Source organism: Streptomyces sp. NPDC006739 (genome assembly GCF_042869815.1).
GTDB lineage: Bacteria > Actinomycetota > Actinomycetes > Streptomycetales > Streptomycetaceae > Streptomyces.
In genome coordinates, this window is sequence record NZ_JBIAGM010000003.1 from 391,780 (window position 1) to 412,506 (window position 20,727).

Genomic DNA, 20,727 nt, shown 5'->3' on the forward strand with positions numbered 1-20,727 from the left:
GAGGACGACCGCGCCGGGCAGGGCGGCCACGAAGCTGAGCACGCCGTAGACGACGGCGACCGCGAGGCCGCTGCCGGCGCCGAGGCCGGCGGCGCCGAACGCCCAGGCGGTGGCGCCCTCGCGGGGGCCGAAGCCGCCGACGTTCAGCGGCAGGCCCATGGCGACCAGGGCGAGGACCGCCAGCGGCAGCAGCACCGGCACGGAGGCGGTGGAGCCGGCGACCCGGGCCGCCACCACGAACATCGCGAGGTGGCCGCCCAGGGCGACGGCCGAGGACAGCGTCACGCCCGGCCAGTTGGCCCGGGACAGCAGGCTCGCGCGCGCCTCCGCCAGGGTGGTGCGCAGGGCGCCGGCCCGGCCGGAGGGCGCCCGGTTCATCCGCAGGGCGAGGACGACCGCGAGCGCGCCCGCCGCTGCCAGACCCACCAGCGGGGCGAAGTCGCGGACTTCACCGCGGACCGGGGAGGGCAGCGTCAGCAGCACGCCGGCGCCGACCACGGCGAGGGCGACCTGCCCGGCGACCCGCTCCAGGACCACCGCGCGGACCCCTCGGCCGAGGTCACCGGCGCTCTGCCCGTGCCGGACCGCGCGGTGCACGTCGCCCAGGATGCCGCCGGGCAGGGCGGCGTTCAGGAACAGCGCGCGGTAGTAGTCGGCCACGGCCGGTCCGAGCGGCAGCCGCAGGCCGAGGCCCCGGGCCACCAGCTGCCAGCGCCAGGCGCTGAAGACGGTGGTGACGACTCCGATGCCGAGGGCCGCCAGCAGGGTCACGGTGTCGATCCGGCGCAGTCCGTCCAGGAAGACACCGGTGCCGAGGCGCCACAGCAGGACGGCGAGGATGGCGACTCCGGCGACCGTGCCGACGTGGGTGCGAACGGCAGGGGAGGTGAGGCGGGACAGCGGGGAGCGGGGCGCGGCGGCCGGCTCCACCGGCGGCTGGGCGCCGGTGTCCGGCGCGGTGTCCGGCTCCGCCGTCGCGGTCGCCGCCGGCCCGCTCATGAGGTGCCGCCCGTCGGACGGGACAGGGCCAGCAGGTCGCTGTGGTGGACGACGACCCGCAGCTCGCCGGCCTCGCAGGCGGCCAGCCGGTCCCGCAGGTAGCGTTCGGCGCGCTCGCGCAGTCCGGGCCGCTCCTCCACCGCCGCGCCCACCCAGCCGCGCAGCCACTGGGCCGTCAGCGCGGACTCGGCGGGCCCGAGCCGCCACGGGCTCGGATGCACCCGCACCGTCGCCCCGCGCTCGGCGAACGCCTCACAGGCCACCGTCACCGCGTCCGGGCCGAGCAGCCCGTCGCGCCGCTGGTGGGCGTTGAACGCCTCGGCGATCTCGGTGTCCAGCGGATGGGACGGGGTGAGTTCGACGCGGCCGGCGACCGAGAGGGTCAGCAGCGCCGGACAGCCGGCCCCGGCGCAGGCGTCGGCGAGGGTCTCGACCTCCGCGCGGGTGAGGACGTCGAGGAGCGCGGACGCGGTCACCAGGGTGGCGCCGGACAGGGCGTCCGGGGTCAGCCGGGCCACGTCACCGCGCCGGGTCTCGACCGTGACCCGGCTGCCGTCGGCGGCGGCACGCGGGGAGGCCACGGCCGCGAAGTGCAGGAGGTAGGGGTCGCGGTCGTGCAGGATCCAGTGCTGGGGGCCGTCCAGCCGGGGCGCCAGCCAGCGGCCCATCGAGCCGGTGCCGCAGCCCAGGTCGTGCACGACCAGCCCGCCGGGCCGCCCGGGCAGGTTGGCGAGCCGGATCCGCAACGGGTCGAGGAGGTCGCCGGCCCGGGCGTCGGCGTCGGCCCCTTCCCGCAGTTGCAGCCACTCTGGCGCGTACCGGGGCGGTTCGTCGTCCGTGCCCGCGCCCTCCCGCAACCGCAGGGTGGCCCGCTCACCGGGCCGGGCGACGGGTCCGGCTCCGGCGATCACGGTGTCGGGCTCACCGGACGCGCCCTGGGTACCGCTCACCGGCGCCACCTCCTCACTCGGTACGGCCGCCGTCAGCTCCCTGGGGCCGGGCTGGGCCGGGATCCCCCCGGTCGAGGAGGTCGTCGACGTCGTGGTCCCGCTCATGCCACCCTCCCAGGTGTCTCCGGGAGCCGCCGCAGGACTCCGGCCAGGCTGCGGGCGGTGGCCGCCCAGCCGTCGAGTGCCGCGCGCCGACCGCGTGCGGCGGCCTTCAGACGGCGTCGTACGTCGGCCTCGCCGAACCAGCCGCGCAGTTCGGCGGCGAGGGCGGCGGGGTCCTCCGGCGGGACGAGGATGCCGGGCACGCCTCCGTCGGGGGCGCGGCCGACCGCCTCGGGCAGGCCGCCGACGTCGGTGGCCAGCACGGGGATGCCGCGGGCGAGGGCCTCGGTCACCGCCATGCCGTAGGTCTCGGCGTAGGAGGTGAGGACCATGAGGTCGGCGGCGGCGTAACTGGCGTCCAGGTCGGCGCCGGAGCGCGGGCCGGCCAGGTGCAGACGGTCGGTCAGTCCGTGCCTCGCGATGAGGGCCCGCAGACCGGCGACGTACTCGGGGTCGTGGTTCAGGCCGCCCACGCACACGCAGGTCCACGGCAGGTGTCGTACCGCCGCCAGGGCCTCCACCAGCCGGTGCTGCCCCTTGCGCGGGGTCACGGAGGCCACGCACAGCAGGTGGGAGACGCCGTCGGTGCCGGGGGCGAGGGGCGCGATGTCCGCGCCCGGGGCGGCGACGTGCACCCGGTCGGGGGCCAGGCCGTGGTGGGAGACCAGACGGCGCACCGCCCAGTCGCTGGTCGCGATCACGGCGGGCACGGCCCGCAGCACGGCCCGCTCCCTGGCGTCGAGTTCGGCGGCCACCTCGGGCGCGAGACCCGTCTCGTCACCGAGCGGGAGGTGGACGAGGACCGCGAGCCGCAGCCGCTCGGCCTCCGCCACGACGATCTCCGGGACGCCGCAGGCCACGATGCCGTCGATCAGCACGGCCGTGCCGTCCGGCAACTCGGCCAGGGTGCGTGCCAGTTCCGTGCGCGCGGCCGTCTGCGGACGCGGCCAGGAGCCGGGCACCAGGTGCTTGTGGACCTGCCAGCCGAAACCCGGCAGGTCCAGGCAGACCCGCCGGTCATAGGCGTTGCCGCCGCTGGGGTTGGTGGTGTCGTGGACACCGCCCGGCATGACGAAGTGCACGGAGCTGAGGGACATGGGAATGAGGTCGCCCGTCTTGGGAACGGTCGTCTGGGCGGGAACGTAGGCGAGCGGCGCCTTCTCCAGCGTCGCGTCGGTCACAGCGCACGCTCGTAACTCGCCCAGGCGACGTGCGACTCGTGCAGGGTGACCGTCAGGCCCGCCAGCCCCTTGGCGCCCTCCCCCAGGGCGCCCTTGTGGACGCGCTCGGCGAGCCGGTCGGCGATGACCTTGGCCAGGAACTCGGTGGAGGTGTTGACGCCGGCGAAGTCGGGCTCGTTGTCGAGGTTGCGGTAGTTCAGCTCGCTGACGACCGCTCCGAGTTCCTGCGTGGCCAGTCCGATGTCGACGACGATGTTGTCGTCGTCCAGCTGCTCACGGCGGAACGTCGCGTCCACCAGGAACGTGGCGCCGTGCAGTCGCTGCGCGGGCCCGAACACCTCGCCGCGGAAGCTGTGGGCGATCATGATGTGATCGCGGACGGTGATGCTGAACAACGGACGACCCTCCAGGTGCGGCGCGTCTGACGCCCCCCGCGTTTCCCCGCCGGGGGCTGCCGACTAGTACGGCTCTTCGCTTCCCCGTGTTCAGCCCTCTCTCACTCTTTTCTCAGGTCAGGCCGTTGCCGGTGTACCTGATTCGGTGACAGAGGGCCGGAATGTCCCCCGCGGCGAGCCGGGGCAGCACCTCCGGCAGCTCCTCGAAGGCGCTTTCCCCGGTGACGAGCGCGTCGAGGGCGGGGTCGGCGAGCAGATCGAGGGCGAGGGCGAGCCGGTCGGCGTAGGTGCGGCCGGCCCGGCCGGCCGGGGAGACGGTGCCCACCTGGCTGCTGCGCACGGTGAGCCGGCGGGAGTGGAAGGCCTCGCCCAGCGGCAGCGCCACGCGCCGGTCGCCGTACCAGCTCAGTTCGATGACCGTGCCCTCGTCGGCGAGGAGCTCCAGGGCCCGGGTCAGGCCCCCTTCGGTGGCGCTGGCGTGCACGACCAGGTCGCAGTCGCCGAGGGCGTCGGCGGGGGCGGCGAAGTCCACGCCGAGGGCCTCGGCGGTCCTGGCGCGGGCCGGGTCGGCGTCGACGAGTTGCAGCCGCAGGCCCGGGAAGCGGGCCAGCAGCGCGGCGACCGAGCAGCCGACCATGCCGCCGCCGACCACCGCGACCCGGTCGCCGATCAGGGGCGCGGCGTCCCACAGGGCGTTGACGGCGGTCTCCACGGTGCCGGCGAGCACCGCCCGGGCGGCGGGCACCCGGTCGGGCACCACGGTCACCGCGTTCACCGGAACGACGTAACGGCTCTGGTGCGGATACAGACAGAAGACCGTACGGCCGGCCAGCTCGTCGGGTCCCTCCTCGACGACGCCGACGTTGAGGTACCCGTACTTCACCGGGCCGGGGAAGTCGCCCTCCTGGAACGGCGCCCGCATGACGGCGTGTTGGCTCTCGGGAACACCGCCCCGGAAGACCAGCGTCTCGGTGCCCCGGCTCACCGCGGAGTACAGCGTGCGGACCAGGACCTCGCCGTCGGCCGGCGCCGCGAGGGTGACGTCGCGGATCTCACCGTGCCCCGGCGAGCGCAGCCAGAACGCGCGGGCCGAGCGGTTCATCGGCATCCTCCTGAACGATCGGGTGGTGGTTCACGTACCGAGATGTGCACTGGGAGATGTGCACAGGCCGCGCACAGTACGCGGCGTTGATCGACTCTGTCACTCGGCCGGAGGATGTGCGGTGGCCCTGAACAACACGTACGACGCAAGGCTGGTCCAGCAGGAGACCGCTGTGGGAGCGGGCGTCCAGATCCTGCTGCTGGCCCTGCTGGGCTCCGCGATCGGCATGGGACCGGCCGGCTGGCTGACCGGCCTGACGTTCGCGATCGCCACCTGGGCCGTGCTCTCCCGCGCCCTGCACCGCTCCCGGCTGCGCTCCTTCGGCCCCGCCAACCGCGTGACCCTCGGCCGGGCCACGCTGGTCGGCGGGGTGACGGCGCTGGTCGCGGACTCCTTCGAGAGTTCCCCGCCGGTCACCCTGCTGGTGGGTCTGACGGCGGTCGCCCTCATCCTCGACGGCGTCGACGGCAAGGTGGCACGCCGGACGGGGACGTCGACGGCGCTGGGCGCCCGGTTCGACATGGAGGTCGACGCGTTCCTGATCCTGGTGCTGAGCGTGTACGTGTCGACGCGGCTCGGCGCCTGGGTGCTGTTGATCGGCGGCATGCGCTACGCCTTCGTCGCCGCCGCCCGCGTCGCCCCCTGGCTGAACGCCCCGCTCCCGCCGTCCGTCGCCCGCAAGACGGTCGCCGCGCTCCAGGGCATCTGCCTCCTGCTGGCGGGCGCGCAGTTGCTGCCGCCGCTCGCGGACCTGGGCGTGGTGCTGCTGGCGCTGGGCTCGCTGCTGTGGTCCTTCGGCCGGGACGTGCTGTGGCTGTGGCAGACCTCCCGGGTGGTCCGCGAGGCCCCGGCCCAGGAGATGCTGGAGCTGGCGGTGCGGTAGACGGGCGGCCGCCTGCGGAAGGGCCCGGACCGGTGACCGGACACGTGGTGTCCGGTCACCGGTCCGGGCCCTTCGGCGTGGACGGGGGGCGGGGACGGTGCCGGGCCGGTGGTCCGGGGGGGGGGAACGGGCGGGGCCCGCCCGCCGGTTCGGCGGACGGGCCCTGGACCAGCTCGCGTGGCTACGGCCGTGCCGACCGGCTCCGTACGATCGCGAACGCCCCGGCCGCCAGGCCGAGTACGCCCACGACCAGGCCGGCGATCCCGAGGCCGCGGGCGGTGGAGTCACTGGAGCCGGTGGCCTTCGGCGACGCCGAGGTGGAGGTGGTCCTGCCGGCCGAGGGCGCCGCGGTGGCGGCACCGGCCGCGGTGAGCTTCAGCGTGGGTGCCGGGTTCTCCGGCTCCTGTCCGCCCTGGGGCTCCTCGATCCAGCGGACGACCTTGCCGTCGGAATAGGTCTGCAGGGTCTTGAAGGCCAGCTGGTCGGCGTCCTCGGGCAGCTGGCCGAAGGCGACGTCGAAGTCCTCGTACTGGCCGGCGCCGATCTTGCCGCCGGTCCAGGTGATCTCCGAGGCCGCCTCGGTGATGGTGCCGTCGTCGGTCTTCACGGGCGTCTTGAGCTTGGTGGTGGTCACCTTGGCGGTCCAGCCGTTCTGCGGGGTGACGAGCACGCCGAGGACGGGGTGGTCGGTGGGCAGGAAGACCTGCACCTCGGTGGTGCTCGCCGAGTCCTCCTCGTTGGGGACGCGGAAGGTCAGCACGCCGTCCGTGGCGCCCTTGGCGTAGCTGTCGGGGTGGACGGTGACGTGCGCGGCGGCGGTACCGGCCGCGAGCAGGACCGAGCCGGCGGCGAGGGCGGTGACGGCCGCGGCGCGGCGCAGGGTGGAGCGGTACAGGGACATGGGTGTGTGGATCTCCGTACTGGTGACAGGCGAACGTGCGTGGGTGTCAGATCGGGTACGGGATCGGGTGCGGAGGCCCGCGCCGGTTCACCGCGTGCCGCAGCAGCGGGAGCGGACGGGGTGTGCCGGGGCCGGCCGTGGCGCGCAGGGGGCGCCCGGCGCGAGCGGGCAGCGGGGCGTCCCGCCACCAGGCCGCGAGGCCGGGGACGAGCGCGACCGCCCGCCGCAGCAGCGACCACAGAGCGGCCTCGCCGCGCCGCAGCCACCAGGAGGCGATCAGCGCGGCGAGGAGGTGGGCGGCCGTGGCGTGCGCGGTGACCAGCTGGGTGATCACCAGGTGCGGGCGGTCCAGTCCGGCCATGTCCATGGGGGACGTGGAGGACGTGGAGGACATGGAGGCCATGTGCATCGACGCCATGTGCGGCGCGTGCGCGGGCGGCGGGGCCGAGCGGTGCGCCGCGTCGAAGGCGACGTGCAGGGCCGCCTGGGTGGCGAGCATCGCCGCGCAGATCCCGGGCAGGGACCGCTCCCGGCCGCCGAGCAGCCAGCCGAGGGCGAACACGCCGAGGCAGCCGACCGCGTCGACCGGCACCGGCGGCATGTCGCCCATGGCGAGCCCGTGCCCGGCGGCGGCCAGCAGCACGCACACCGCGGCGAACACCGCGGCCCGCAGGCTCCGCACCGCCGGGGACGCACTCATCGTGAGGGATCCTCCCACGGTCGGGTGATACGTGCGCCACCGACGGCGTGTTCACTCCCCTCCGGACGCCGTTCGGCCGGCCGCCCGTGCCCGCGCCCCCGGTCCGGTGCGGCCCGGGGGTTTTCGCCGCCGTCCGGAATTGCCTGCCGCACGGATCCCGCGGAAGGTCCTTCGTTTCCGATTCGGTCCTTTTCCGCCGATCTTTCGTCGACATTTTCCAGACATTCATTCGGCCGGTCCCTTTGGAGTGGCCGAGGCCTTTCGCCGGGAACCGGGCGGCTCTCGTCCCTTGTGCCGGAAAGAGCACGGCCCCCGCATGGAGGGCGAGTTCAACCGCCCCGCATTGTGTGGAGAAATCGTGTGGGGTCGCGGTACGGGGGCGCCGCGTTCGGGTGGCCGGTCGACGCCCTCCGCCGAGCGGCACAGGCCTAATCTGTTCGGCAGCCCGCCGGAATGGACGCGGCAAGCGGATGGATTGGACTCGATTGGACACGCAAAAGACGCGGAAGACCGCGTTCGCCGCGCTTCGCCCGAGAACGGCGGTCCCGGCCTCGGCCCTGGTACTGATCGCGGGCACGCTCTTCTCCCGCGTCGGCGACTCCCTCGCCTCCCTGGGCATGGCGCTGGCAGCGGCGGACCAGCACATCCGCTTCGGCGTGACCGAGGTGTTCCTGGCCGACCTGGTGCCCACGGTCCTCGCCGCGCCCTTCATGGGCACCCTGGTCGACCGGTTCAACGCGCGGTCCGTGTGCCTGTGGGCGCTGGTGGTGCAGGCGGCGTCGCTCGGCGCCGCCTGCTCGGTCGACGGCTTCCACCTGAGGGTGGCGCTCATCGCGCTGTCGGGTCTGGCCGGGGTCGCCTCGGTGGCCGCCGGCTTCAAGATGCTTCCGCTGGTGGCCGGCGACAAGCACCGGGTGCGGGCGAACAGCCTGCTCACGGCCGGGATGTCGGCCGCGACCCTGGTCGGTCCGCCGCTGGCCGGCTTCCTGCACTCGGCGTGGAGCACGGCCGGTCTGCTCGGCGTCGACGCCCTGTCGTTCCTGGTGCTCGCCGGGTGCACGGCACTGGCGGTGCCGCGCGGCGCGGACGTGAGCATCGGCCGCCGCCCGGCGTCGAAGCTCTCCGACGGCTACCGTGCGCTGCGGCACGCGCCGGTCGTGGGCCCGCTGCTGCCCGCGCTGGCGGCGGCGATGCTGGCCACCAGCATCGAGACGGTCGCCGGTGTCTTCTATCTGCGCGGTGTCGCGGACGGCAACGACACCGTGTTCGGTCTGATCCTGGCGACCTGGGCGCTGGGTGCCATCCCCGGCGCCCTGCTGGCGGGCCGGCCGGGCTGGGCGGACCGGCACACCGCGCTGATCCTGGGCGGGGTGCTGGGCATCTCCGTCGGGCTGCTGTTCGCCGGTCTGGTGCCCGTGGCCGCGGTGATCTTCCCGCTGTTCCTGGTGGGCGGCTTCGGCAACGGCGCCTGCAACGTCGGTCTGCGCAACGCGGTGCACAGCAACGTCCCGGCCGAGGTGCACGGCAGCGCCTGGGCCTGCTTCCAGGCGCTGTCCCGGTCCTGCATCGGCCTCGGCTATCTGCTGGGCACCCCCAACGACTGGGTGTCCAGCCGGGGCCAGGTGATCGTCTCCGGCGCGATTCCGCTGCTGTCGGTGCTGTGGGCGATGCTGGTCCTCGTCCGCCGCAAGGAGCCCCTGCTGCCGGAGACCTCGGGCTGAGCGGCCGGTCCCGGCAACGCGGCTACAGGCCCGGGAAGGACGGGAAGGAGCAGGACGGCACGGAGCCGCCGCCGCTCACCGCGGTGGTGCTCACGCCGGTGCCGGACGGGGTGATGTCGCTGGCGTACAGGCCGACGTTCGCGTAGGAGGCCGTGGACGCGGTGGCGTCCAGGCTGACGTTCTCCAGTGTCAGGCCCAGCGGGTGGGCGGAGTCCAGGCCGACGAAGGTCGACGTGGCGCCGGACACGGAGCCGGTGGACCTGACCCCGTTCACCACGATGTCGGTGAAGTACGGGGTGTACGAGCCGGTGCCGTTGGAGTAATGGGTGTCGAAGACCAGCGGGTACTTGAGCCGGGTGAGGCAGGTGTTGTCGTAGGTGACCTGCTTGACCGTGCCGCCGTTGGCCGGCGAGGACTTGATGCGTATGCCGTTGGTGCTTCCGCCTGCGTTGCCCGAACTGTCGACGCCGGTCAGCGTGTTGTTCTCGAACAGGACGTTGGTGACGCCGCTGTTGGTCTCGGAGCCGATGGAAATGCCGTGGGTGCCGTAGAAGTGGTTGTTCTCCACGGTGATGTTCCTGGCCGCAGCGGAGCCGCCCTTGATGGCTATGCCGTCGTCGCCGTCCTGGATGTAGGAGTCGGCGATGGTGACATTGGTGGCGCCGGCCGGGTCGATACCGTCGGTGTTGCGTGCGGTGGCCGGGGTCTTGATGCGGACGCCCCAGGCGGTGAAGCCGTTTCCGCTGTAATAGACATGGAAATTGGGCGAGTTGACCAGGTCGATGTCGTAGAGCGTGAAGTCGTCGGAGCTGTCGGCCTGGATCATGCGTGGGTTGTTCTGCTTCTTGCCCTGGTTCTTGGCCTGGGTGGCGAGGTCCCACCAGGTGGTCGAGGTGCCCAGCAGGGCCAGGTCGCCGCGGCCGTCGATGCGGCCCTGACCGCCGCTGCCGGAACGGACCGCCTCCACCCCCGCGTCGGCGCCCGAGACGGTGATCAGCGGCCTGCAGCCGCCGGAGTCGGTGGCGACGGTACCGCAGGTCGGCTTGCCGCTGACCTGGTAGGTGGCCGGGTCGAGGGAGCCGTAGAGCGTCACACCGCTGTCGAGCAGCAGGACCTCGCCCTTGTGCACGGTGAGCGGCCCGGTGAGGAAGGCGGTGCGGGAGGTGTCGGCGGCGGACAGCTCGACCGCGACCTGGGCGGAGCCGCTCTGGGCGCAGGAGTCCAGGTGGGACTGGATGCGGGAGGTGTCCGGCGGGGTGGTCTCGGCGGCCGTGCCGGCGGTGCGGCCGGGCATCGCGAGCCCGCTGGTGACCTTCGCGCAGACGGTGGTGGGCACGCGCGGTTCGGAGACGGTGCGCGTGTCACCGGTGGCCCGGGCGGGCACCGGGGCCGTGGCGGCGGCGGTCGTGGTGTTCGCGAACAGCAGCGCCCCGGTCGCGAGGACGGTGGCGGTGGCCGTCGCTGCCGTGGTGAGCCCTCGTCGGGCGCCGGTGGCCGGACGGGGTTTCCTGCTGGTGCGGCTCATCGCGGTTTCCTTCCGGTTGCGCCGAGCGGCGCGGCCGCCGGCTGGGTCACTCCGTCGATGACGACGTTCGTCAGTTCCAGGTCCGTCACATGGGTGGCGGTGTTGGACTTGCCGAGCGGGCCGTCGACGGTGATGTCGCTGAGCCGTACCGTGCCGACGGGGTCGTTCGCGTAGCCCTGGATGTTCCAGCCCTGGGTGGCGGAGGTGACGTTCCAGTGGCTGAGGTTGATGTCGTTGACGGTGGGCGGGTACGCGCCGGTGTCGCCCTCGCCGTAGGTGTAGTCGATGAGCAGGAGCGGGCCGCCGAGAGCCGTCACGTTCACCCGGTGGACGTGCGTGCCCTCGATGTAGCCGCCGCGCACCGAGTTGGTCTTGAGGCGGTGGCCGGACTGCAGGCCCGTGGAGGTCATGGTGAGGTCGCGGGCGTAGACGTCGCGTACACCGCCGGTCATCTCGCTGCCGATGGTGATCCCGCCGTGGCCGTTCGCGAAGGTCGAGTTCTGGATGACGATGTTCCGGCTGGGCGTGTTGACGCGCCGTCCGTCGGTGTTGCGTCCGGCCTTGACGGCGACGCAGTCGTCGCCGGTGTCGAAGGACACGGAGTCGATGAGGACGCCGTCACAGGACTCGGGGTCGCAGCCGTCGGTGTTGGGGCCGTTCGCCTGGACGGTGACACCGTGCACGGTGACGTCCTGGCACAGGGTGGGGTGCAGGAACCAGAACGGCGAGTTCTTGAAGGTCACCCCCTCGATGAGCACCCTGCGGCAGTGGTACGGCTCCACGAAGGCCGGGCGGAAGTGGTACTTGGTGCCGTCCCTGCGCGCCACCGGCAGTCCGGCGTCGACGGTGGCCTCGAAGGTGGCGAAGTCGGCGTCGCCCAGCGGTTTCCAGGCCCACCAGTTCGCCGTCGACGCCCGGCCGTCGAGGACACCCGCGCCGGTGACGGCGATGTCGTGCAGGCCGTAGGCGTAGACCAGCGGCGAGTAGTTCATCAGTTCGATGCCCTGCCAGCGGCTGTACACGGTGGGCAGGTAGGCGGCCGGGTCGGTGGAGAAGAGCAGGGTGGCGCCCGCCTCGACGTGCAGCTCCACCCGGGAGAGCAGGTGGACGGGGCCGGTGGCCCAGTCGCCGGCCGGGACGACGACCCTGCCGCCGCCGGCCCGGTGCGCGGCCCGGACGGCGGCGGCCAGGGCGGCGGTGTTGTCGGTGGTGCCGTCGCCGACCGCGCCGAAGCGGGTGACGGGGAAGTCCCGGCGCGGGATCACGGGGCGCCGTATTCCCGCGATCACCCGGTCGGCGGCACGGTCCGCGGCGCGCTCGGCATCGGTCTTGGCGCAGGCCGGCGGCGGGGAGCCGAAGGCGGGGCCGCCGAGCAGGGCGGAGACGGTGACCGCGCCGCCGAGCGCGACGGCGGAACGCAGGAGCTGTCTACGGGTGGGCTCGGTCATCGTCGACGGCCTCTCGGACGGGGGTGGCGTCAGTCGTTGGTACGGGCCACCAGCTGGGTGGGGTTGACGAAGCGCAGCGCGACCAGCAGCAGGACGGCCATGGAGGCGGTGTAGAGGACGGCCATGGCGTCGATCGACTGTGTGGAGCGGATGCCGGCCGAGTTGACGGCCGAGAACAGCGCGACGATCAGCGTCTGGCTGGTGGGTCCCGCGGTCAGGAAGGTCAGCTCGAACATGCCGAAGGTGCGCACCAGGACCAGGATTCCGGCGGCGAGCATGCCGGGCAGCAGCAGCGGCGACAGGATCCGGGTCAGCACGGTCCAGGTGGAGGCGCCGCACATACGGGCCGCGTGCTCGATCTTGGGGTCGATCTGCTCGATGAACGGGGTCATGGTGAACACCACGAACGGGATGGACGGCACCAGGTTCGCCAGGATCACGCCGGTCACCGAGCCGGCCAGCTGGAACTTGTAGAGCACGGTGGCCAGCGGGATGCCGTAGGCGATCGGCGGTACCAGGATCGGCAGCACGAACAGGACGGTGACGAACCTCTTGCCGGGGAAGTCCCGGCGCGCGAGGGCGTAGGAGACCGGCACGGCGAGCACGAGCGAGATCAGCACCACGGCCAGCGAGACCTCGACGGTCGTCCACAGCACCTGGCCCAGGTGGAACTCCGTCCAGGAGTCGCCGTACCAGTGGCCGGTCCAGCCGCTGGGCAGCCAGCTGTCGAACCAGTGGCCGCCGAAGGAGTTCAGCAGCACGGTGGTGATGACGCCGAGCAGGTTGAGGAAGAAGAAGGCCAGGGCGGCCCAGGTGAGCCAGGCGCCGGGCCGCATCGCGATCCGGCGGCGCGCGGGGGGCTCCTCGGGCCGCGGGCCGGCGGTGGGTGCGGGGTCGAGTACGGCGGTCATCCCTTGCCTCCCGTGGATCCCGTGTACAGCCGGGAGCGCAGCAGTGTGACCGCGCCGATGACGGCGAGCATCAGCACCGTCATGATCATCGCGTCGGCGCAGCCCTGGGCGTAGTCGAAGCGCTGCAGCGCCGACTCGTAGGCCTCGATGGAGATGACGTGGGTCCTGCCGTTCGGGTCGCCGACCATCATCGCCGAGGGGAAGACCGCGAAGGCCATCACGAAGGTCAGGCAGAACGTGGTCATCAGGCCGGGCATCAGCAGCGGGAGGGTGATGTACCGGAAGCGCTGCCACCAGCCGGCGCCCAGGGTGGAGGCGGCCTTCTCCAGGCTCGGGTGGATACCCGAGAGGTAGGAGTGGGTGAGCAGGTAGGCGAACGGGAAGCCGCTGATGATCAGGGACAGCAGGACGCCGGTGTAGTTCATGGTCAGCTTGACCGGCGAGTCGGCGATGCCCAGCAGGTGCAGGGTGCGGTTGAACCAGCCGGAGGGGCCGTAGAACTCCAGGATGCCCTCGGCGGTGAGCACCGTGCCCAGGGTGATCGGGACGACCAGCAGGGCCAGCAGCAGCCGCTTTCCCCGGAAGTCGCGGCGCATGTGGTAGGCGATGGGCACGGAGGCGCCGACGTTGATCAGCGCGGCGGGGACGGCCAGCGAGAAGGTGGCCCAGACCGACTTGCGGGAGAACGGCTCGGCGAAGAACTGGTGGTAGGCGCCGAGCGCGCCGCCCTTGGCGGGCTGGAAGGAGAGCTGGAGGCCGTAGAGGAAGGGGTAGAGGAACAGGGCGATCACGGCGAGCGCGCCGGGCAGCAGCAGGAGCAGCATGCGGTCCACGCCGCGTTCGGCGAGCCGGTGCCGCAGTGCCGTCTTCGGCACCGGCCCGGTGGCGGCGGCCAGGGCGGTCACGGCGAGGCCTCCTCGCCGGGCGGCGCCGACACCGGCTGCGACGCCGAGGACGAGGCCGGCTCCGGCTCCGGTTCCGGGAAGAACAGGGCGCGTTCGGGGTCGACCGCGACGGACACCGTGTCGCCGGGGTGGACCTGGCGGCGGGACTTGAGGTGCAGGCGGTCGCCGTGCGGGGTGACCGCCTCCACGTGCAGGACGCGGCCGTGGTACTCGACGATCTCGGCCACCGCCTCGGTGACCGTCTGCTCGCCCTCCTCGGCGGGCCGCAGGTCCTCGGGACGGATCGCGACCGTCACCTTCCGCCCCGTCCGCAGCGGCACGTCCCCGACCCGGGTGCCCCGCACCGTGAGGCCACGGCCCTCGGCCACCGCGCCGTCCACGGACGTGATCTCCAGCGGCAGCAGGTTGCGGTAGCCCATGAACCCGGCGACGTACGGGTCGGCGGGGTGTTCGTACAGCTCGGCGGGGGTGCCGATCTGGCTGACCGTGCCGTCGTGCAGCACCACCAGGCGGTCGGCGAGCGACAGGGCCTCCTCCTGGTCGTGGGTGACGTAGAGGGTGGTGAGACCGAACTCCTGGTGGATACGGCGGATCTCGCTGCGCATCTGCAGCCGCAGGGCGGCGTCCAGGTTGGACAGCGGCTCGTCCATCAGGACCAGCGGCGGTTCCATCACGATGGCGCGGGCGATGGCGACGCGCTGCTGCTGGCCGCCGGAGAGCTGGCCGGGGTGCTTGTGGGCGTGCTCGGTCAGCCGGACCAGGTTCAGCACCTGGTCCACCCGGCGCCGCGTCTCCTCCTTGCCGACGCCGCGCATCTTCAGTCCGAAGGCGACGTTGGCGCGCACGGTCAGGTGCGGGAAGAGGGCGTAGTTCTGGAACACCATGCCGAAGCCGCGCTTCTCCGGCGGCAGGGTGTCCACCCGTCTGCCGTCGAGGAGGATCTCGCCCGCGGTCAGCGGGAGCAGGCCGGCGAGGCAGTTCAGGGCGGTGGTCTTGCCACAGCCGGAGGGGCCGAGCAGGGCGATGAACTCGCCGCCCCGGACGGTGAGGTCGAGGGGCTTGAGCGCGGTGTGCGCGCCGTAGGCGCGGCTGATGCCGCGCAGCTGGAGTTCGCCCAGCTGGGAGCCGGGGCGCTCCCCCGCCGCTCGGGCGGGGGACGTCTTCGTGGTGGTCATGTCGGTCACCGTGCTCACTTGGTCGAGCCGATCTTCTTGTCCCACAGGTCGAAGGCGGTGACCTGGGCGGTGGCGGGCAGGGAGTTCCTGGCCGGGCTCGCCGAGATCCAGCTGTCGAAATCGGGGTCGCCGTACTTCTTGATCGCGCTCTGCGAGGAGGCCGGGGCCTGGCCGAGGCTCACGTTCTTGACCGCGGGGCCGGGGTAGAAGTAGCCCTGGTCGAAGGTGACGGCCTGCTGCTCGGGGGTCAGCGCGAAGGCCAGCAGCCGCATCGTGGCGATGAGTTCGTCGTTGGAGACGCCCTTGGGGATGACGCCGTACTGGGCGTCGGTCACCCATGTCATGTTGTCGTACTTGGCGACCTTCATGCCCTGCGGCACGGTGCCGAGGGCGCGCGGGTTGATGTACCAGCCCATGGTGCTGGCGATGACGTGGACCGTGCCCTGGGCCAGGTTGGTCATGGTGGCCGAGGTCTTGGCCGGGTAGTCGGCCGTGTACTTGTTGAGTTCGGTCAAGAACGCCCAGGTCTTGGCCCAGCCGTTGGTCGGGTCCGTGGGGTCCTTGTCGCCGAGCAGGTAGGGCAGGCCCATCAGGAAGGTGCGGCCGGGGCCCGAGTTGCGCGGCTGCGCGTACTGGAACTTCCCCTTGTTGGCCTTGGCCCACTCCAGCAGGGCGTCCGGGGTGGTGGGCACGTGGCTCACCTTCGCGGGGTCGTACTCCAGCAGCGGGCCGCCCGGGGTGGTGACCAGTTCGATGCCCTGGTCCTGGGCGAGGGCCGCCATGGCCGCGGCCGGCTTGCTGTAGTCGGCCATCAGGGTCGGGAAGAAGTGGTCGTAGTACGGCTTGAGGTCGTACCACAGACCCTTCTGGATGCCGGCCGCCAGACCGTCGGTGCCCGTCAGCACCAGCTGGATCTGCACGTTCCCGGCCTGCTGCTGGGCCTGGACCTTCGGCGCCAGTTCGGGTGCGGTGCCGGTGGTGGTGGTGATCTGGGAGACGATGTCGGGGTGTTTGGCCTTGAAGGCGTCGATGACCGGCCGGGTGAGCGCCAGGTTGCCCGCGACGTCGAGGACGTTCAGGGTGACCGGCTTGGCCGGCTTGGTGGCCAGGGCGCTGGGCGCCGCCGCCTTGCCGGTGGTGCCGCTGCTGGGGGCGCTGCACGCGGCGAGCACCGGGCCCGCGGCGGCGGAGGCGGCGAGGGTGCCGAGGAGACGGCGGCGGGAGAGGCTTCTGCGGAACTCGGGCATGGCGGATGACATGGCGGATTGCGGCCCTTCGTCAGTGACGGCCGGGAGCGGAGGGGCTCCGGCGTGGTGCGAGCGGTCGTGCGGGTCGTGCTGCGGGGAGGTGCCGCGAGCGGTGGCGCGGATCGCCGCGGTCGTGGTGCCCGGCGTACGGCGCCGGAGCCGGGGCGCTGTCCGCGCTCACAGCCAGCCGCCCTCCCGCCACCGGGACATCAGTCCGGCGATCTGCTCGCGCAGGTCCGGTGGCAGACTGCGGGACGGCGGCCGCACTTCCCGTCCGCACAGCCCCAGTTGGGCGAGCGCCTCCTTGACCACGCTGACGTTGTCCGCCGCGGCGTCCGCCGCGCGCAGTTCCTCGAAGAGCCGGGCCTGCTCCCACACCGTCATGGCCTTGGCGTAGTCGCCGCCGCGCAGTGCCTCCAGCAGCGCGGCCGACAGGCGCGGTACGACGTTGACGAGTCCGGAGGTGAAGCCGGTGGCGCCCACGGCCCAGTAGCCGGGTGTGGACAGTTCGGCCAGGCCCGCGATCCAGGTGAGGCGGTCGAGGCCGGCGTCCCGGGCGACGCAGGCGAAGCGCACCGGGTCGGGGACGGCGTACTTGACGCCGACGACGTTCGGGCTGCGGTCGGCCAGGGTGCGGATCTGCTCCCCGCTGACGCGCGGGTCGCGGACGTAGAGGACGACGCCGAGTTGGGGTACTGAGTCGGCGATGGCGCCGTGGTAGTCGATCCAGCCCTCGGCGGAGCGGTAGGGGTGGACGGGCTGGTGCACCATCACCGAGCCGGCGCCGGCCTCCCGGGCGTGCCGGGCCGCGGCCACCGCGCTGTCGATGTCCAGGCCGACCCCGGCCAGCACCTCGGCGCGGCCCGCGACGGCGGCCACCGCCGACTCCACGGCCCGCCGGGTCTCCGCCTCGGTGAGGGTGTAGAACTCGCCGGTGTTGCCGTTGGGGGTGACCACCTCGACGCCGTGCTCCACGAGCCGCCCGATCAGCGTGGCGTGGGCGTCCCAGTCCACGCTGCCGTCCGGGCGGAAAGGCGTCACCGGGATGGCCACCGTGGTCGACAGCGTGGCGCGCAGGCCGTTCAGGTGCCGCGGGTCGTACAGCGCGGGTAACTCGTCGAGGGAGATGGGGCTGTCCTGCGGTTCCACGGTCATGGGTGGGCCTACTCCGCTTCGTTCTCGGGGAAGTTGCGTGCCACGAAGGCGCTGATGTGACCCCGCATCAGGGCCCGCACCTGCCGGGAGTCGCCCGCCTCGGCCGCCGCCAGGATCTCCCGGTGTTCGCGGGCCTCCTGCTCCCAGGACGGCTGGCGGGCCCAGGCGGCGCTGGAGACCAGCGCGGTCTGGTCGCGCAGTTCGTCCAGGGTCTTGACCAGGAGCGGGTTGCCGCAGCCGGCGTACAGGGCCCGGTGGAAGGCCCGGTTGGCCAGCGAGCGGTCGGCCGCGTCCTCGGCCCGGTCGGCGGCGTCCAGGGCCGCGCCGGCCTCCTCCAGCGCACGGCTGGAGAGGGTGGCGCGGCCGGCGGCCACCGGCTCCAGCAGCAGGCGCATGTCGTAGACGGCGCGGGCCAGTTCCTCGTCCACCGCACGGACGGTGACGCCCTTGTAGGGCAGCATCACCACGAGGCCCGACCCGGCCAGCGTCTTCAGTGCCTCGCGCACCGGGGTCTTGGAGACCCCGAGACGCTCGGCGAGTTCGGCCTCCACCAGTGCCTGACCGGGCTTGAGTTCGCCGGTCAGTATCGCGTGCTTGATGGTCTCCAGGACCGCCTCGGTACGGGAGGGCGGCAGCGCCCCCGGACGTGGACTGCCGTGCGCTGCGAGGATGTCGGCCACTGAACGGGCTCCTGTGGTGCGTGCGGAAGGGCGCCAGGACGCCCGTCCGGATGGTGTATGCGAGATCTCATATACGATGCGCCACGAAGCTAGGCTCGACGCCGACCACCGTCAAGGCACCCGCAGGTAATGAATTCGCTTTGTGCGCACGGTAGGTAAGGAAGCGGTAAAGGCCGGTCGGGCCCATTGACGGCCTGCCCACTCATATATGAGATGCCATCAAGGCCGACCTCTTCCTTCCCCTCGCCCCCACCCACCTCTCCCGAGGACACCATGAGACTGAGCCGCCTGACGGCGGGGCTGTTCGGTGTGCCCGCACTGCTGATGTGCGGGTTCACCGGCACGGCCACCGCCGGCACCACGTCCCCCCTCGCCACCGTCACGCTCACCGTCGCCAGGAGCGGCGCCCAGTACCGGACCGTGCAGGCCGCCGTGAACGCCGTACCCGACAACTCGTCGACGGCGTACGTGATCTCGATCGCCCCCGGCACCTACAAGGAGCGCGTCACGGTCCCGGCGGCCAAGCTCCACCTCACCCTGGAGGGCTCCGACCACAACGCGAAGGACGTGGTCATCACCGCCGCCGACTACAACCAGGAGACCGACCCGGCCACCGGCGGCCCCTACGGCACCGAGGGCTCCGCCACCGTCCATGTGGCGGCGAACGACTTCACCGCCGAGTACCTCACCTTCGCCAACACCTTCGACAAGAGGGCCCACCCGGGCGTCACCGGCACCCAGGCGGTGGCGATCGCGATGGAGGGCGACCGGCAGCGCTATCTGCACGACGTCTTCTACGGCCACCAGGACACCCTGCTGACCTGGGGCGCCGGCGCGTCGAAGCAGCTGCGCCAGTACGTCTACGACTCCGAGATCGACGGCGACGTCGACTTCATCTTCGGCAACGGCAGCCTGGTGGTGGACCGTTCGACCGTCGACGCGCTCAACGACGGCATCTACTCGAAGGCCTACCTGACCGCGCCGGCCACACCCGCCGGGCAGCCGTACGGCATTCTGATCACCGGTTCCACCGTCAACACCACGCTCCCGGGCGGCGCGCTCTACCTGGGCCGTGCCTGGAAGCCGAACGCCGGCTCCGACCCGCAGGTGGTCATCCGGAACACGGTGCTGCCGCAGGCCGTCAACTCCTCCGGCCCCTGGCTCGGCATCTCCGGCGCCACCTGGTCGCCGGGCCGCTACGGCGAGTACGCCGACACCGGCCCGGGGGCGTCCGGCGCGGGCTCCGCCGTACGCCCCGTGCTGGACGCCGCCACGGCCGCGCGCCACACGGCCGCCTCGTACCTGGCCGGGTCGGACGGCTGGAAACCGGTCGTGGCCGCCATCTCCTCGGCCGCCCCCGCCCTCGGTGACCGCCGGGTCGTACGGGAACCCCGGCTGCCCGCCACCTGCCGCACCTTGGGGGCGGAGCTGCCCGGCGGCACCCGCACCTTCGGCGCGGCGGACGAGGCGGCCCCGCCGGACACCGGCCGTATCCAGGCGGCGCTGGACGCCTGCGCCGGAACCGGCGGCAGCGTCCTGCTGACCACCGATCACGCGCACGCGTCCTTCCTGTCCTCGCCGCTGACCGTGCGCGAAGGGGAGTACCTGGTGGTGGACGCGGGCGCGACCCTCTACGCCACCCGCGACGCCGCCTCCTACCAGCAGGCGGGCCGGGCGACCTGCGGTTCCATCGGGAGCAGCTCACCCGGCTGCGGCCCGTTCATCCACGTGGTCGGCCGGGACGCGGGCGTGGAAGGCGTCCGGCGCCACGGCCGCGAGGGCACCATCGACGGGCGCGGCGACCAGACCATCCTCGGCACCGGCACCACCTGGTACCAGCAGGCCGACACCGCCAAGGCGGAAGGCCTCAAGCAGGTCAACCCGCGGCTGATCCAGTCGGACAACGCCGACGACGTGACCTTCTACCACCTGACCCTGAAGGAGGCCGCCAAGCAGCACCTCTTCATCAGCCAGAGCATCGGTGCCACCGTCTGGGGCATCGAGGTCGCCACCCCGGCGGACACCCTCAACACGGACGGCGTCAACGTCGACTCCAGCACCGAGGTCACCGTGACCCGGTCCTGGATCATGAACGGTGACGACTGCGTGGCCATGACCACCAACAACAGCGCCGAATCCGCCGTCACCGTCAGCCGTCTGCACTGCTACGGCAGCCACGGCCTGTCCATCGGTAGCGGCACCACCTACGGCCTGGACGCGATGCTGATCGAGCACAACACCCTGGACGGCAAGGACATCTGGGGCAACACCAGCAGCTTCAACAACGGCATCCGCGTCAAGAGCTACCCGGGCGCGGGCGGCACCGTGACCAACACGACGTACCGCGACACCTGCATGACCGGCGTACAGAACCTGCTCGTCGTCACCCCGAACTACGCGGCGGCCACCGGTACGACGATCCCCTGGTTCAAGTCGGTGACGATCGACCACGCCAAGGCGGTGCACTCCGTCGCCGGCGCCTCCTCCGACCTGGAGGGCTACAGCGCCGACCAGCCCTCCGGCATCACGCTGCGGGACGTGGGCCTCGACGCCACGGCGGTCACCGCGAAGTACGCGCGGATCACGCTGGCCCGGACCGACCTGTCCCCTAGCGGCCCCGGCGTCACGGTCACCTCGACCGGCGGCGGCCCGACGCCGATGACCTGCCGCTTCCCCGCGTTCCCGAACCGCTGAGAGCCCGGCCGCCGGACGTTCGACGCCCCGAGGACCACACTCACCCCGCCCCG

General features: G+C 72.5%; 17 protein-coding genes and 1 pseudogene. 3 read left to right on the forward strand and 15 right to left on the reverse strand.

Annotated elements, in window-relative coordinates; translation table 11 throughout:
• Window positions 1–24: 24 nt before the first annotated feature.
• The 5 genes and pseudogenes from ACFYMM_RS08655 to ACFYMM_RS08675 form a co-directional block, all read right to left on the reverse strand.
• A pseudogene (locus ACFYMM_RS08655) lies at window positions 25–999 on the reverse strand (lysylphosphatidylglycerol synthase domain-containing protein); the annotation flags it as partial.
• Entirely contained in the window at window positions 996–2,054 is a 1,059-nt protein-coding gene (locus tag ACFYMM_RS08660) for a trans-aconitate methyltransferase (protein ID WP_388385075.1), read from the reverse strand. The pseudogene ACFYMM_RS08655 and the gene ACFYMM_RS08660, both read right to left, overlap by 4 nt.
• The gene (locus ACFYMM_RS08665) at window positions 2,051–3,232 is read right to left on the reverse strand and encodes a glycosyltransferase family 4 protein (protein ID WP_388385076.1); all 1,182 of its coding nucleotides are present in this window, start codon (window positions 3,230–3,232) and stop codon (window positions 2,051–2,053) included. Before ACFYMM_RS08665 ends, ACFYMM_RS08660 begins: the two co-directional genes overlap by 4 nt.
• On the reverse strand, window positions 3,229–3,627 hold the full coding sequence (locus ACFYMM_RS08670) for a 6-pyruvoyl tetrahydropterin synthase family protein (RefSeq protein ID WP_388385077.1): 399 nt from the start codon (window positions 3,625–3,627) through the stop codon (window positions 3,229–3,231). The genes ACFYMM_RS08665 and ACFYMM_RS08670 overlap by 4 nt, the downstream gene beginning before the upstream one ends.
• A gap of 112 nt (window positions 3,628–3,739) precedes the next feature.
• A complete protein-coding gene (locus ACFYMM_RS08675; protein WP_388385078.1) occupies window positions 3,740–4,729 on the reverse strand; it encodes a zinc-binding alcohol dehydrogenase in 990 nt (329 codons plus the stop codon).
• A 121-nt stretch (window positions 4,730–4,850) separates the two neighbouring features.
• Here ACFYMM_RS08675 and ACFYMM_RS08680 point away from each other — a divergent pair, with 121 nt between their 5' ends.
• Window positions 4,851–5,612, forward strand: coding sequence for a CDP-alcohol phosphatidyltransferase family protein (locus ACFYMM_RS08680; protein ID WP_388385079.1), 762 nt, complete (start codon window positions 4,851–4,853; stop codon window positions 5,610–5,612).
• Window positions 5,613–5,793: 181 nt separating this feature from the next.
• Here the strand turns inward: ACFYMM_RS08680 and ACFYMM_RS08685 are convergent, their stop codons facing one another.
• Together ACFYMM_RS08685 and ACFYMM_RS08690 are read right to left on the reverse strand one after the other, a co-directional pair.
• A complete protein-coding gene (locus tag ACFYMM_RS08685) occupies window positions 5,794–6,513 on the reverse strand; it encodes a YcnI family protein (protein WP_388385080.1) in 720 nt (239 codons plus the stop codon).
• A gap of 46 nt (window positions 6,514–6,559) precedes the next feature.
• Window positions 6,560–7,213 (reverse strand): hypothetical protein, encoded by a 654-nt coding sequence (locus ACFYMM_RS08690; protein ID WP_388385081.1) that lies wholly within the window; start codon window positions 7,211–7,213, stop codon window positions 6,560–6,562.
• Window positions 7,214–7,698: 485 nt separating this feature from the next.
• Between ACFYMM_RS08690 and ACFYMM_RS08695 the strand changes: the two genes are divergently transcribed.
• Complete coding sequence (locus ACFYMM_RS08695) at window positions 7,699–8,934, forward strand: MFS transporter (protein ID WP_388385082.1); 1,236 nt, start codon at window positions 7,699–7,701, stop codon at window positions 8,932–8,934.
• 22 nt (window positions 8,935–8,956) lie between these two features.
• Here the strand turns inward: ACFYMM_RS08695 and ACFYMM_RS08700 are convergent, their stop codons facing one another.
• The 8 genes from ACFYMM_RS08700 to ACFYMM_RS08735 form a co-directional block, all read right to left on the reverse strand.
• A complete protein-coding gene (locus tag ACFYMM_RS08700; RefSeq protein ID WP_388385083.1) occupies window positions 8,957–10,459 on the reverse strand; it encodes a glycoside hydrolase family 28 protein in 1,503 nt (500 codons plus the stop codon).
• A complete protein-coding gene (locus ACFYMM_RS08705) occupies window positions 10,456–11,907 on the reverse strand; it encodes a glycoside hydrolase family 28 protein (protein ID WP_388385084.1) in 1,452 nt (483 codons plus the stop codon). The genes ACFYMM_RS08700 and ACFYMM_RS08705 overlap by 4 nt, the downstream gene beginning before the upstream one ends.
• A 29-nt stretch (window positions 11,908–11,936) precedes the next feature.
• Window positions 11,937–12,818, reverse strand: coding sequence for an ABC transporter permease (locus ACFYMM_RS08710; protein WP_388385085.1), 882 nt, complete (start codon window positions 12,816–12,818; stop codon window positions 11,937–11,939).
• Window positions 12,815–13,723, reverse strand: a complete 909-nt coding sequence (locus ACFYMM_RS08715) for an ABC transporter permease (RefSeq protein ID WP_388385086.1) — start codon at window positions 13,721–13,723, stop codon at window positions 12,815–12,817. Before ACFYMM_RS08715 ends, ACFYMM_RS08710 begins: the two co-directional genes overlap by 4 nt.
• The gene (locus ACFYMM_RS08720) at window positions 13,720–14,898 is read right to left on the reverse strand and encodes an ABC transporter ATP-binding protein (RefSeq protein WP_388385087.1); all 1,179 of its coding nucleotides are present in this window, start codon (window positions 14,896–14,898) and stop codon (window positions 13,720–13,722) included. Before ACFYMM_RS08720 ends, ACFYMM_RS08715 begins: the two co-directional genes overlap by 4 nt.
• Window positions 14,899–14,912: 14 nt before the next feature.
• Window positions 14,913–16,157 carry an extracellular solute-binding protein gene (locus ACFYMM_RS08725; RefSeq protein ID WP_388385088.1) on the reverse strand — a complete coding sequence of 415 codons (1,245 nt, stop codon included), beginning with the start codon at window positions 16,155–16,157 and terminating at the stop codon, window positions 14,913–14,915.
• A 165-nt stretch (window positions 16,158–16,322) separates the two neighbouring features.
• Entirely contained in the window at window positions 16,323–17,300 is a 978-nt protein-coding gene (locus ACFYMM_RS08730) for a dihydrodipicolinate synthase family protein (protein ID WP_388385089.1), read from the reverse strand.
• A gap of 8 nt (window positions 17,301–17,308) precedes the next feature.
• Entirely contained in the window at window positions 17,309–17,980 is a 672-nt protein-coding gene (locus tag ACFYMM_RS08735) for a GntR family transcriptional regulator (protein ID WP_388385090.1), read from the reverse strand.
• 273 nt (window positions 17,981–18,253) lie between these two features.
• On the opposite strand from ACFYMM_RS08735, the gene ACFYMM_RS08740 reads away from it, so the two are divergent.
• Window positions 18,254–20,674: a pectinesterase family protein gene (locus ACFYMM_RS08740; protein ID WP_388385091.1), complete on the forward strand. Its 2,421-nt coding sequence runs from the start codon at window positions 18,254–18,256 to the stop codon at window positions 20,672–20,674.
• Window positions 20,675–20,727: the final 53 nt, after the last annotated feature.